At 40.5% G+C, this 13,299-nt stretch carries 17 protein-coding genes; 5 read left to right on the top strand and 12 right to left on the bottom strand.

Features of this window, described 5'->3' with window-relative positions; all coding sequences use genetic code 11:
• Positions 1–15 precede the first annotated feature (15 nt).
• The 9 genes from rpiB to pdxA form a co-directional block, all read right to left on the bottom strand.
• Complete coding sequence (gene rpiB, locus GM920_RS13090) at positions 16–438, bottom strand: ribose 5-phosphate isomerase B (protein ID WP_235964520.1); 423 nt, start codon at positions 436–438, stop codon at positions 16–18.
• A gap of 34 nt (positions 439–472) precedes the next feature.
• Entirely contained in the window at positions 473–1,363 is an 891-nt protein-coding gene (tatC, locus tag GM920_RS13085) for a twin-arginine translocase subunit TatC (protein WP_182957967.1), read from the bottom strand.
• Positions 1,364–1,500: 137 nt separating this feature from the next.
• A complete protein-coding gene (gene accC / locus GM920_RS13080) occupies positions 1,501–2,841 on the bottom strand; it encodes an acetyl-CoA carboxylase biotin carboxylase subunit (RefSeq protein ID WP_182957965.1) in 1,341 nt (446 codons plus the stop codon).
• Between the two features lie 61 nt (positions 2,842–2,902).
• Entirely contained in the window at positions 2,903–3,379 is a 477-nt protein-coding gene (accB, locus tag GM920_RS13075; protein WP_182957964.1) for an acetyl-CoA carboxylase biotin carboxyl carrier protein, read from the bottom strand.
• 72 nt (positions 3,380–3,451) lie between these two features.
• A complete protein-coding gene (locus tag GM920_RS13070; RefSeq protein ID WP_182957962.1) occupies positions 3,452–4,441 on the bottom strand; it encodes a beta-ketoacyl-ACP synthase III in 990 nt (329 codons plus the stop codon).
• Positions 4,442–4,452: 11 nt separating this feature from the next.
• Positions 4,453–5,391 carry a phosphate acyltransferase PlsX gene (plsX, locus tag GM920_RS13065; protein WP_182957959.1) on the bottom strand — a complete coding sequence of 313 codons (939 nt, stop codon included), beginning with the start codon at positions 5,389–5,391 and terminating at the stop codon, positions 4,453–4,455.
• 101 nt (positions 5,392–5,492) lie between these two features.
• The gene (rpmF, locus tag GM920_RS13060) at positions 5,493–5,684 is read right to left on the bottom strand and encodes a 50S ribosomal protein L32 (protein ID WP_073238280.1); all 192 of its coding nucleotides are present in this window, start codon (positions 5,682–5,684) and stop codon (positions 5,493–5,495) included.
• Between the two features lie 18 nt (positions 5,685–5,702).
• Positions 5,703–6,242 (bottom strand): YceD family protein, encoded by a 540-nt coding sequence (locus GM920_RS13055; protein ID WP_182957956.1) that lies wholly within the window; start codon positions 6,240–6,242, stop codon positions 5,703–5,705.
• Between the two features lie 64 nt (positions 6,243–6,306).
• The gene (gene pdxA, locus GM920_RS13050; RefSeq protein ID WP_182957953.1) at positions 6,307–7,386 is read right to left on the bottom strand and encodes a 4-hydroxythreonine-4-phosphate dehydrogenase PdxA; all 1,080 of its coding nucleotides are present in this window, start codon (positions 7,384–7,386) and stop codon (positions 6,307–6,309) included.
• A gap of 181 nt (positions 7,387–7,567) precedes the next feature.
• Here pdxA and rsmA point away from each other — a divergent pair, with 181 nt between their 5' ends.
• The 4 genes from rsmA to GM920_RS13030 all read left to right on the top strand — a co-directional run bounded on the left by rsmA (position 7,568) and on the right by GM920_RS13030 (position 10,373).
• The gene (gene rsmA / locus GM920_RS13045) at positions 7,568–8,350 is read left to right on the top strand and encodes a 16S rRNA (adenine(1518)-N(6)/adenine(1519)-N(6))-dimethyltransferase RsmA (RefSeq protein WP_182958508.1); all 783 of its coding nucleotides are present in this window, start codon (positions 7,568–7,570) and stop codon (positions 8,348–8,350) included.
• 34 nt (positions 8,351–8,384) lie between these two features.
• Entirely contained in the window at positions 8,385–9,314 is a 930-nt protein-coding gene (locus GM920_RS13040) for a 2-hydroxyacid dehydrogenase (RefSeq protein WP_182957950.1), read from the top strand.
• A 157-nt stretch (positions 9,315–9,471) separates the two neighbouring features.
• Positions 9,472–9,945: a transcription elongation factor GreA gene (greA, locus tag GM920_RS13035; RefSeq protein WP_182957947.1), complete on the top strand. Its 474-nt coding sequence runs from the start codon at positions 9,472–9,474 to the stop codon at positions 9,943–9,945.
• 20 nt (positions 9,946–9,965) lie between these two features.
• A complete protein-coding gene (locus tag GM920_RS13030) occupies positions 9,966–10,373 on the top strand; it encodes an HIT family protein (RefSeq protein WP_182957944.1) in 408 nt (135 codons plus the stop codon).
• A 331-nt stretch (positions 10,374–10,704) separates the two neighbouring features.
• Here the strand turns inward: GM920_RS13030 and GM920_RS13025 are convergent, their stop codons facing one another.
• On the bottom strand, positions 10,705–11,877 hold the full coding sequence (locus GM920_RS13025) for a histidine decarboxylase (protein ID WP_182957941.1): 1,173 nt from the start codon (positions 11,875–11,877) through the stop codon (positions 10,705–10,707).
• Between the two features lie 157 nt (positions 11,878–12,034).
• Between GM920_RS13025 and GM920_RS13020 the strand changes: the two genes are divergently transcribed.
• A complete protein-coding gene (locus GM920_RS13020) occupies positions 12,035–12,502 on the top strand; it encodes an Lrp/AsnC family transcriptional regulator (RefSeq protein ID WP_182957938.1) in 468 nt (155 codons plus the stop codon).
• Positions 12,503–12,505: 3 nt separating this feature from the next.
• On the opposite strand, the gene GM920_RS13015 is transcribed toward GM920_RS13020, so the two are convergent.
• Complete coding sequence (locus tag GM920_RS13015) at positions 12,506–12,832, bottom strand: nucleotide pyrophosphohydrolase (protein ID WP_182957934.1); 327 nt, start codon at positions 12,830–12,832, stop codon at positions 12,506–12,508.
• A 1-nt stretch (position 12,833) separates the two neighbouring features.
• Positions 12,834–13,286 (bottom strand): D-aminoacyl-tRNA deacylase, encoded by a 453-nt coding sequence (gene dtd, locus GM920_RS13010; RefSeq protein ID WP_182957932.1) that lies wholly within the window; start codon positions 13,284–13,286, stop codon positions 12,834–12,836.
• Positions 13,287–13,299 lie beyond the last annotated feature (13 nt).

The following is a 13,299-nucleotide window of genomic DNA, read 5'->3' as shown; positions in this document are numbered from 1 at the left end:
ATTTTAGGTTAGTTATTAACAAGAAATTTTGTTGACCCTATTTTCATGTCTTCCGCCTTCAAATTCGGTATTTAAGAAGGTGGTGGTCATTTCTTTCGCCAGTTCTTCAGAAACAAATCTTGCCGGAATACATAAAATATTGGCATTGTTGTGTACCCTTGCCAGCATTGCAATTTCATTCAACCAGCAAATGGCTGCACGGATATGCTGGTGTTTATTCGCGGTAATGGCTACGCCATTTGCGCTGCCACAAACCAGGATACCAAAAGTGTATTCCTGGCTTTCTACTGCCAATGCTACCGGGTGAGCAAAGTCAGGATAGTCAACAGACTGCGTAGAATGAGTTCCGAAATCCTTCACCTCATAGTCGGCAAGAAAAGACTTTAATAATTCTTTGTATTCAAAACCGGCATGGTCGGCGCCGATTGCAATTTTCATTTTTGGGGCTGTTGACATCTTCAAAAATATGGGGTTAGTTTTTTCTAATTCTAGCTACACCGTAAAGCTCTTTGTTTTTCTTACGCTCGATATTTGCAGAGATGTAAATACTCAATTCATAAAGTAAGAATAGTGGAGCTGCAACGATTAGCATGGTGTAAGGATCTGCAGTAGGGGTAACGACTGCAGCAACAATCAGAATCAATACTGTAGAGTATCTTCTGCTGGCACGCATGAACGCTGGTGTCATGACGCCTAGTTTCGATAAGATGTAAATGATCACCGGCAACTGGAAGATCACCCCGGAACCAATGGTTAGGGTCATCACAGAAGACAGGTAAGAATCAATGGTAAATGTATTTTCAATATCCGGACTCACCGTGAAGTTGGTTAGGAAATTGATGGATAAAGGGCAAATCATGTAATAACCAAACATAATGCCCAGGAAGAATAGGAAAGAGGCAAAGGCAACAAATCCACTTGCTGATTTTCTTTCATTTTCATGAAGAGCAGGTTTCACAAACAACCAGATTTCGAACAGGAGGTAAGGGATACCTAAAATAATTCCCACCATCACACAGGAGTTCAGTTGTAAGGTAAATTGACCTGCCATTTCTGTATTGATAATCTTGGCATCAATCTTTGTAATGCAGAGATCGGAGCCTAAAGAGGGGAATTTTTCTACAAGTTTACACATCATTCTGTAAGTCCAGAAATTAGGGTTTTTTGGCCCCATGATGATGGTATTAAAAATGAAATCAGTAAAATAAAAAGCTCCGGCTGTTAATAATAAGACTACTGCTAATGCGCGCAAGAGGTGCTTGCGGAGGACATCGATATGGTCAAAGAATGACATTTCTGCCTCTAAAGTTTTTCCTTTTTCTTTTATAGCACCAATAAGGTCCCTTTTCTTAGTATCACTCATGTACGTTATTTGTAAAACAAAAATACCATTCTATTTTGTTTAGAATGGTATTTACGTTTTAAATCTACTAAATAGTTTTTATTAGTGGGAATTTGCTTTGTAACAAGTATAATTCCCATTTATGCTATGACTAATGGTTACTCCGAAAACTCGAAAGTCTCCATGAATTTAGTGGTAAAATTACCAGCTCTAAAGTTCGGATCTTTCATTAGTTTTAAGTGGAATGGAATCGTCGTTTTAATACCTTCGATCACAAATTCACTTAAAGCGCGCTCCATGGTACTAATTGCTTCTTCGCGGGTTTGAGCCACACAAATCAGTTTAGCAATCATAGAATCGTAGTTTGAAGGAATCTGGTAACCAGCATATACGTGCGTATCTACCCTTACCCCATGACCACCTGGAGAGTGGAAATTGGTGATTTTTCCAGGACAAGGTCTGAAGTTGTTAAATGGATCTTCAGCATTGATCCTGCACTCGATCGCGTGCATATTTGGTAAATAGTTTTTTCCTGAGATTGGTACACCTGAAGCTACTTTGATTTGTTCTTTGATCAAGTCATAGTTAATTACTTCTTCGGTTACCGGATGTTCTACCTGGATACGGGTATTCATCTCCATGAAGTAGAAATTACGGTGTTTGTCTACCAGGAACTCAATGGTTCCGGCACCTTCATATTGTACCGCAATGGCACCTTTGATGGCTGCTTCACCCATTTTCTCACGAAGTTCAGGTGTCATGAATGGTGATGGTGCCTCTTCAACCAGCTTTTGATGGCGACGTTGAATAGAACAATCACGTTCCGACAAGTGACAAGCCTTACCATATTGATCACCGATAATCTGGATTTCAATGTGACGAGGATCTTCGATATATTTCTCTAAATAAAGACCATCATTTCCAAAGGCTGCTCCCGACTCTTGTCTTGCGCTATCCCATGCATTTTCAAAATCTTCATCTTTCCAGACTACACGCATTCCACGGCCACCACCACCGGCAGTTGCTTTAAGGATTACAGGGTAGCCCATTTCATTGGCCATCTCAATACCATCTTTGAAATTTTCAAGCAATCCTTTCGAACCTGGAATGGTTGGAACGCCAGCTTTTTTCATCGTTTCTTTTGCGGAAGCTTTATCACCCATTGAGTTGATTTGCTCCGGTGTAGCACCGATAAATTTAATTCCATAATCACGGCAAACTGAAGAAAATTTAGCATTCTCAGAAAGGAAACCGTAACCTGGGTGAATGGCATCAGCATTTGTTAATTCTGCAGCTGAAATAATATTAGGGATGCTCAGGTAAGAATCCTTACTTGGTGGCGGCCCAATACAAACGGCTTCATCAGCAAAACGTACATGTAAACTTTCTCTGTCTGCAGTAGAGTAAACAGCTACGGTTTTGATGCCCATTTCTTTACAGGTACGAATGATACGCAAAGCGATCTCGCCCCTGTTGGCAATTAGTATCTTTTTAAACATATATTTTTTCTTTTCCCCCCAGAACTAAGCCCTGGGCATATTAAGTAATCCCCAAAAGGAATTACATAGGTTCAACTAAAAATAACGGTTGGTCATATTCTACCGGAGAAGCATTTTCTACTAAAACCTTAACGATTCTACCAGATACTTCACTTTCGATTTCATTGAACAATTTCATCGCTTCGATAATACAGATCACTTTACCTACCGGGAATTCGTCACCTACATTTACAAAAGAAGGTTTATCCGGACTAGATGAACGGTAGAAAGTACCAATCATTGGTGATTTAATGGTGATATATTTTGAATCATCTTCCGCAGCAACAGTTGCTTTAGTTTCTGTTGGGGTAGTTGGTTGCGGAGCTGCTGCTGCCGGAGCCACTGCTGGAGCAATCTGTGCTGGTACCGTTGCCTGAACGTAGGTAGGAGCTTGATTGGTCTTAATCGTTATTTTGAAATCTTCCTGCTCAATAGCGACTTCATTTACGCCCGAACGAGAAACAAATTTAATAAGTTCCTGAATTTGTTTGATATCCATTTTTTGGTGTTTTTTAGAGAAAACAGTATGTCTTAACAATTATCTAAGTTAAGATTAATTATTTTATAAAATTTAATAAGCCCATTTTAAGTACACAGAACCCCAGGTGAAACCACCTCCAAATGCTGCCAGGATGATGTTATCGCCTTTTTTCAATTGGCTTTCCCATTCCCATAAACACAGTGGAATCGTTCCATTAGTGGTATTTCCGTAACGTTGAATGTTGATCATTACCTTTTCTGTACCAAGGCCCATTCTTGATGCGGTAGCATCGATGATCCTTTTATTGGCTTGATGTGGAACCAACCAGGTCACATCATCAGAAGTCAGGTTATTGCGTTCCATGATTTCGGCCGCAACATCTGCCATATTAGTAACCGCAAATTTGAATACTGCCTGACCTTCCTGATGCACAACGTGCTCATTATTGTCCACAGTCTCATGGCTTGCCGGTCTGGCAGAACCGCCAGCTTTTTGGTGTAGGAATTGACGGCCCGAACCATCACTTTTCAGGATAGAGTCCTGGATGCCCATTCCTTCCTCATTTGGCTCTAAAAGAACAGCGCCACAACCATCACCAAAGATGATGCAGGTGGTACGGTCCTGGTAATTGATGATAGACGACATTTTATCGCCACCAACAACCAATACTTTTTTATGTTTACCGGATTCGATGAACTGAGCTCCCGTAGATAATCCGAAGATGAATCCTGAACAGGCAGCCTGCAGGTCATATCCCCAAGCATTCTTCGCGCCAATCTTGTCGGCAAGAATATTTGCTGAAGCAGGGAAAGGCATGTCCGGAGTCGTGGTACAAAAGATGATCAACTCGATCTCTTCAGCGGAAATCCCACGTTTTTTAAGTAATCCATTCACCGCATGAACTGCCATGTCTGAAGTACCCAATCCTTCACCTTTCAATATTCTCCGCTCTTTGATCCCGGTTCTGGATAAAATCCATTCGTCCGTAGTTTCTACAATGGATTCTAGCTCTTTATTAGTCAGTACGTAATCTGGTACGTAACCATTAACAGCCGTAATCGCAGCGTGAATTTTATTCATTTTCAATGTTCTTATTTAAATGCAGCTTGAATTTTACCTACCAAGCCAGTAGTAATCATGTCTCTTGACTGAAGAATCATGTTTTTGATCGCTGTCGGACTTGAAATGCCATGACCTATGACCACAGGGGCATTGACACCTAGAACCGGGCTTCCGCCGTAGTTTTCGTAGTTAAAGCGGTCAAAGAACTCATCCTTTAATCCTCTTTTTAGTGTCAATACATAAAATGACTCTGCCAGTTTCAGCATCACATTTCCTGTAAATCCATCGCATACAATGACGTCAGCTTTATCGTTGAATAAGTCCCTTCCTTCTACATTACCCACAAAGTTGAATAGATTGGTGTCTTTCATTAAAGGGAAAGTCGCCAAACTAAGCATATTGCCTTTTTCATCTTCTTCACCAATGTTTAATAAGGCAACCTTAGGTTTTTCTATACCAAACATACACTCGGCATACAAACTACCTACAGCACCAAATTGAAGCAAGGTATCAGGCTTACAGTCGGCATTTGCGCCAACATCAAGCATTAAACCTAAGCCTCCACTGAGTTTTGGAAGAATTGTTGTGATACATGGCCTGATGATTCCCGGAATAGTTTTAACACTAAATACGGCACCAACAAGCATTGCACCAGAATTACCGGCGCTAGCAAAAGCATCGAGTTTACCTTCTTTAAGTAAGGAAAAGCCGACAGCAATGCTGGAATTAGGCTTTTGAACAATAGCCTTAGTGGGATGTTCGCCCATACCAATCACTTCTTCGGTATGAACATATTCAAAGTGATCCGGATTGAATCCGTTTTCAGTGAGAAGGGGCTTAATCTGCTGCGTATCTCCAATCAACACTATGTGTTCCCCGGGAGATAACAATTGATGGGCAGCTATTGCTCCTAAAACGTTAGCTTTAGGAGCATAGTCTCCGCCCATTATATCGAGACCTATTTTCATAGTAAAAAATCAGTTTGTGTTAGAAGGCACAATTGCCTTTGTTTCCAGTCGCTAAAGGTAAACTTTCAGAGACTTAAAACACAAACTATTTTTCAAGAAAATTAACCTATTGAAGTGTTTTCAATAACCAATTTACCGTTGTAGTATAGGTTACCATCAACGTTGTATGCATGGTGAGGTACGTGAATTGCACCAGTGGTTTGACAAGTAGCCAAAGAAGGAGCTACTGCTTTATAGTGAGTTCTTCTTTTATCTCTTCTACTCTTAGAAATCTTGCGTTTTGGATGTGCCATTGCTGATTTGTTTAATTATTATTTTAATTTTTTTAATGCTGCCCAACGCGGGTCATCATCGTTGTTTTCTTCTTGTTGTTGTTCTTGTGTATCAATTGAAAAACTTTCCAGTCTTGCAATCATTTCCTGGTCGCATTTCTGGCCATTGCCATCCTGCTCACAGACTTTAATATACGGTACTGATACATTGATGAGTTCATAAATTGGAAGTGCAACATCTAGTTCACTTTCTTTTCTACTCAGGACAATGATTTCTAAATCATCACTTTCCAGTTCATCTTCAGCAAATTTTACAATCTGCCTTTCTTGTATGTCTATTGGTGCATTAAACTCCGACAAACATTTGTCACAATCCAATACGATCGTTCCTTTGATGTCGAAATGCAAAAGTAGCATTGTTTCCTGTTTATCCAGTTCAATGCCAACTTTTAAATCCCCCTTTTTTACTAAAGAGTATTCAAAGGCGTCAAAAAAGCTGTTATCAACCTCAAAATCAAACTGATGCTTGCCGATTTTTAAGCCGGTAAAGGGGATCGAAAATTGTTTTAATGGTTTCAATTGTAACAAAATTTTAGCCCGCAAATGTAGGAATTATTTTATAGAATTAAAATGTTTTTTCATTCTAATTTGCATCGTCTTTTATATCCGCTGCAGTTTCTATAATTTTTCCACCACTTCTCAGCTGGTTTTTCAATAATTCTTCCTGTTCTCTTCTGTTTCTTACGATGTGAGTTGCTGCAAATAAGGCTTCTATAAATGAAGTCGGATCTGCGAGGTTCTTCCCTGCAATGTCGTATCCTGTGCCATGATCTGGCGAGGTACGGACGATTTTAAGGCCAGCAGAATAGTTCACTCCGGTACCAAAAGCAATGGTTTTAAAAGGGATCAATCCCTGGTCATGGTACATGGCCAACACCGCGTCGAATTGCTTGTAACTTCCCTTGCCAAAAAAGCCATCAGCAGGGTAAGGACCAAAACAAATTATACCTTTATCGAAAGCTTGCTGAATCGCCGGGATAATAATATCCGCTTCTTCGCTGCCCAATAATCCATTGTCACCAGCATGAGGATTTAATCCCATTACGGCGATTTTTGGTTTTTCAATCCAGAAATCTTTCTTTAGACTCTCATTCATCAACACGAGTTTCTTCACAATTTTTTCAATGGTGATGCTTTTGGAAACTTCAGTGATTGGAATATGTCCGGTTACGACACCTACCTTAATGTCTTCGCTGATTAAAAGCATCAATACGTCATTGCTGCCACTGCGTTCCATTAGGTATTCGGTATGCCCCGGGAATTTAAAAGTATCTGATTGTATGTTGTGTTTGTTGATTGGGGCAGTAACCAAGGCATCAATTTCTCCTTTGATCAGGTCTTCTGTTGCTTTCTCTAAAGAAAGTAAGGCATATTTTCCACCAATTTCATTGGCTACGCCAAGGTCGATTTTCACATCTTCCTCCCAGCAATTAATCATATTCGCCTTCTTTGGATTGGCCAATGCAGCCTCTGTAATCACATTGAAGTTGAAATCACTCAGCCCTAAAGCTTTGCGATGATAGGAAGCAACCTTGGTATGTCCATAAACGATAGGGGTACAGTAATCGAGGATCTTGCTTTCCGATAAAGACTTAAGGATGACCTCTAAACCTATACCGTTCACATCTCCTATGCTGATTCCAATTTTAATCTTATTGCTCATACTTCAAAAAAATTTAGCGCAAATTACAGAATTCATTTTAAAATGGTTGGTTTTTCATGCGCTAGTATTTAAATCTCAAAATGATATCCTTATTTTTAAGGTCGTAGAGGCTGTTTTAGCGGATTGTTGGTCTGATACTCGCAAAACTTTGCTTATTTTGCAGCTTTTAGAAGGAGAATATATGAGTTTGGTAAGGGCAAAAAAACATTTAGGACAACATTTTTTAACGGATAAAAAGATTGCCGCGAAAATCGTAAACGGTCTGGTACATACGGATCAGTACAAACAAGTACTGGAAGTTGGACCAGGGATGGGTATTCTTTCTGACCTTCTGTTGGAAAGAGCAGATTTGGAAACTTTCATGATCGATATCGACGTGGAATCTTATCATTTCCTAAAAGAGAAATATCCTCAGTTAGGAGATCGGTTAATCAATGGTGACTTTTTAGCATTGGACCTTTCCTCAATCTTCAAAGAAAAATATGCCATTATCGGCAATTTCCCTTACAACATTTCTTCTCAAATTCTCTTCAAAATATTGGAGAATAGGGGCCAGGTTGTTGAAATGGTAGGGATGTTCCAGAAAGAAGTTGCAGAGCGTTGCGCTTCTAAAGAAGGAACTAAAGATTACGGAATTTTAAGCGTCCTGATTCAGGCGTATTATAATATTGAGTATTTATTTACCGTGAAACCGGGAACGTTTAACCCACCACCAAAGGTGAATTCTGGGGTAATCAGGTTGAGTCGTAACGAGGTGGAAACACTTCCTTGTGATGAAAAACTGTTTTGGCGTACCGTGAAAGCAGGTTTTAACCAACGCAGAAAGACCTTGAGGAATGCACTTTCCGGCGTAGTTCCAAAAGAGAAAATGGATGACCATATTTTCTTCGACAAACGTGCTGAGCAATTGTCTGTAGCCCAGTTTATTGAACTGACACAGCATTTAACCCAGCTTTCACAGTAATATCAGGTAATCACAATCATTGATCAGCAGCAATATGAGTAAAGGAAGAATTTTAATCGTGGATGAATTGCATCCTGTTTTTAAGGAACGCGCCATCGCTTTAGGATATGAAGTGGATGATCAGCCATTATATACACGTGAGCAAACACTGGCAGCAATTGCCGCCTATCAGGGGATCGCAGTGAGAACGAAATTCAGAATAGATCAAGAGTTGATGGCTGCAGCACCCAATCTAAAATTCATCGCCAGAGCAGGTGCAGGATTAGACAATATTGATGTGGATTTCGCAAGGAGCCGTAACATCGAACTGTTAAATGCGCCGGAAGGGAATATGGATGCAGTAGGAGAGCACGCAACGGGCTTGCTGTTGTCATTGATGAACAACTTCCGTAACGCAGACCAGCAGGTCCGCAACGGCACCTGGGACAGAGAAGGTAATCGTGGTTTTGAGCTGAAAGGTAAAACCGTGGGGATCATCGGTTACGGATTTATGGGTAAAAGCTTTGCAAAGAAGCTGGCCGGATTTGAAGTAAACGTAATCGCTTATGATAAGTATAAGACGGGTTTTAGCGATGCTTATGCGAAAGAAGTGAGTATGGAAGAGATCGTGAAGCAAAGTGATGTATTGAGCTTGCACATTCCCCTGACCAGCGAAACACGTCAGATGGTAGATGAGGAGTACTTCTTCCATTTCCGCAAACCAATCTTCTTTATCAATACAGCCAGAGGGGAGATTGTCTATACAGAAGCCGTATTAAAAGCAATCCATTCGGGGAAAATCCTGGGTGCTGGCTTAGACGTACTCGAAGTGGAGAAATTTCCAGCCTTGCAAAATGCAACCTGGTTTAATGACCTTAAATCCCAGGGGAAAGTGATCCTGACCCCGCATGTTGGTGGCTGGACCTTTGAATCTTACCGCAAAATATCTGAAGTTTTAGCGGATAAGCTAGCTGCTGTCATTTAAACAGACATTTTAGATAAACTGCCCAAAATCAAATTAAATAATTTGTTTTTGTGGATATACCCCATTATCTTCGTTTTTATTGAAGCAAGACTATGTAGGCTTAACAGCCTATATAGTCTTGTTTGTTTTTATAGTAATACATAAAATAAATTGAGCTATGACAGAGGTTACCTATTATACCCAAGATGGTTTAGACAGACTAAAGGAAGAATTACATCATATGAAAACTACCGGAAGACAACAAATCTCTAAGGCAATTGCCGAAGCTAGAGATAAGGGTGATCTTTCCGAGAACGCGGAATATGATGCAGCGAAGGAAGCACAAGGTTTGCATGAAGCTAAAATAGCAAAATTGGCAACTACACTTTCTACCGCCAGATTAATTGATGAATCGAAGCTGGATACTTCTAAAGTATTGGCATTATCTATAGTAAAGATCAAAAATGTAAAGAATGGTTCCACCATGTCTTACCAGTTGGTAGCAGAAAGTGAAGCCGATCTTAAAACCGGAAAAATCTCCGTTAAATCGCCGATCGCCAAAGGTTTACTTGGTAAATCTGTAGGTGATAAAATTGAAATTCAGGTTCCTGCGGGAATGATCGAATTTGAAATCTTAGAGATTACCCGATAATTTTTAATCCCCCCAATTCTATGGCAAGTATATTTTCAAAAATAGTAGCGGGTGAAATCCCTGCACATATCGTAGCGGAAACTGCCGATTTCCTGGCTTTCTTAGATGTTAATCCCCTAACCATGGGCCATGTCCTGGTCATTCCTAAAGCGGAAATCGATTATATCTTTGATATGGAGGAAGAAAGTTATTTCGGACTGACTTTATTCGCTAAGATTGTAGCTACAGGGTTAAAGAAAGCGTTCCCTTGCAAAAAAGTAGGCGTAGCCGTTATCGGCTTGGAAGTACCGCATGTACACATCCACCTGATCCCTATGAATGCAGTGAACGACATGAACTTTAGCAAAGAAAAACTGAAGCCTTCACAAGAAGAATTGGCGGAAGCCGCATTAAAGATCAAAGCAGCATTGAATGAAACTACTGCTTAATAGATAAAAAGAAAAGGGTGTATACCCAAAATGAAAAGGGCGTCTTTGATAAGGCGTCCTTTTTTTTTGCGCTTAGTAAATGGGGCTGGAATTCTTCTGGTTTTATTCAGGATGAGTGTATACTTCCTTAAGGGTTGCTCAGGAGTTTAGCAGGAGTCCAGAATGTATTGTTTTGGCCTTTCCTAGCTGGACTCTTTCTGGACCCTTTCGGTACCCCTTTGAAAGGCAAACCACTTCCCGACTACAACCCGGTTACTTCCTGATCAGGGAATGTTATGAAATTGCGGAGAAAAAAATGAAAGGCTGCCCAAAAATTTTGGGCAGCCGATTTCTATAGGGGGGTAAATGTAGGGGCAGGTTGTTGTTGGAAACTGTAATTGATGCCTTCGGGATTTGAAACTAAATCCGCGATCAAATCATCAATTTGACTTCGATCCACATTAGGCATACAGATGACGTGCGAAAGGCCGTTCTCTGAGGCCAGTTGCCACTTCTGACAGATCCATTTGGAAGGGGCAGGGAAAACCACGGTTATGGCATTTGGATTGCTCCAGGCCTCAATTCCTACGCTTTTCAATTGTGCTTCCGCATAGGCGGCCACACTAAGGCTGTGTAATGCTCTTTCTTTTAGGCCTTGCAGACCTAATTTTTTTAGGGTATACCAGAGGAACAATGGGGTATGGCCATTTCTGGAACCTGTAATCGTGGTATCAACGCTTCCAATATAATCGATGGAACGCGCAATCCTATCGCGGTTGGTTTTCTTGACAATCACTAAACCACAAGGAATAGGGGAGCCGAGGAATTTATGTCCGCTAATGGCCATACTATCTGCGCCATCAGCAAAGTCGAATGCTGGTCTTGGCTCAATAAAAGCACTATAGCTTCCAGATAAAGCACCGTCAGCATGAATGTAATGGTTTTTTATGGCCAGGTTCCTTAAGATGCCCTTGATTTTTTTAACATCATCCTTCGCTTCGGTCATCGTGGTGCCGATATTGGCAAAAATCACTACCGGAAGGTGTCTGTTCATCAATAAACTATTGTGTAAATCTTCATAGTCCATTTCGCCATTTTCCTGTGAACGGATGGCAATGTTTGGCATGTTTAGCAATAAGAGGTTCTTCTGTACGCTGTAATGTGTTGCATCAGAATAGTAAACCATTGCTTTTGGGTAAAGCTCTCTGGCCAGATAAAGGCCATATAAGTTTCCTTCAGAACCACCATTAGTCACATATCCCCACCAGTTGTCGGTAGGAGCACGGAAAAGATTTGCAAAAAATTCAATGACTTCCCGCTCCATTTCTCTGGTGTCAACGGCATAGGTAGATGCTGTGAAAGGATCTCCAAGGTTATTGATCGGATATTGAAGGAAAGGAAGCAGGTCGGTATAGTCAAAATCTTTAGAAACCGGATAGCCCAAAAATAAGCGGGTTCTATCCTGTATTTTTTCGTAGAGATCGGATAATCGTTTGTTATCCCCGGATGAAAGGTTGCTGGTCATTTTCTGTAGGTGGTTCAGACTGCAAATCTATAGATCTCCATTCAATTGATCTTTAATGTTCGTTATATTAGAAAATAAACATTTAATTTTGATGTTATGTAGTTTTATTCGTCTTTATTGGGCTGGATTGCTGCAAAAATTAGAAAAACTAAACTAGATGGAACAGTTCGATAAGATGGATCAGCGCATATTAAATGCGTTACAGCAGAATGCAAGGCTAAATACGAAGGAGATTGCGCATAAAGTAGGCCTAACTGTGACGCCAACTTATGAGCGTTTGAAAAAAATTGAAAAGACGGGAGTGATTAAGAATTATGTCACCTTACTGGATCGTGAAAAGATTGGAAAAACTCTGGCTGCTTTTTGTAACGTTACGCTACAGGTACATTCTTTACCCTTGTTAAAGAAGTTTGAAGCTGCAATGACCAAGCTAGATGAAGTGATGGAGTGTTACCACGTTGCAGGAACCTACGATTACCTGTTGAAAGTAGTAGTCAATGATATGAATAAATACCAGGACTTTTTAACGAATAAGCTCGCTGCAATTGAGAACATTGCCAACGTAAACAGTTTGTTTGTGATGACAGAAATTAAGCACAATACAGCTTACACGATTGATAAGTAAGCTTTATTTCAGTTTTTCGTTGTTTTTATGTCGGTCGGTATCTCTAATGGTTTTTTTAACGAGATTCTTTTCCAAAGCGCTGGTCAGGTCAATTCCGGTCTGATTGGCCAGGCAGATCAGCACGAATAAAACATCAGCCATCTCATCGGCAAGGTCCACCGCTTCATCGCTTTTCTTGAACGATTGCTCACCATATTTTCTGGACATGATTCTGGCTACTTCACCAACTTCCTCCATTAGGATGGCAGTATTGGTGAGCTCATTGAAATAACGGATTCCTGTTTTGTTGATCCATTGGTCTACGGTTTCCTGTGCTTCTGCTATGGTCATGTTATTCTTTGTTTTTGGTATCCATCATAATGGTTACAGGGCCATCATTCACTAAATTAATCTTCATATCTGCACCAAAAATGCCGGTTTTGATCTCTTTTTGAAGTAGGCTGGAAAGCTTTGCAATCATTTGTTCATACAAAGGAATGGCTTTGTCAGGTCTTGCTGCTCTGGTAAAACCTGGTCTGTTGCCTTTTTTTGTTGCTGCAAAGAGGGTGAACTGACTGATCAGGAGGATATCTCCGCCTACATCTGCCAGGGATTTATTCATCAGGTCATTTTCATCACCAAAAATCCGCATGTTTACGATTTTCTGACTGAGCCAGTCCAGGTCGTCTGGGGTATCACTATCTTCAATTCCCAATAACACCAGAAAACCAGTGTCAATACTGCCGGTAGTTTTTCCTTCTACCACACAACTTGCTTCTGTAACTCTTTGTATAATTGCTCTCATAGGGGTTTAAAAG

Origin of the sequence: Pedobacter gandavensis (assembly GCF_014172405.1) — a bacterium.
GTDB lineage: Bacteria > Bacteroidota > Bacteroidia > Sphingobacteriales > Sphingobacteriaceae > Pedobacter > Pedobacter gandavensis.
Note: the sequence above shows the minus strand (reverse complement) of the source record. Positions and strands in the feature narration are given on the sequence as shown.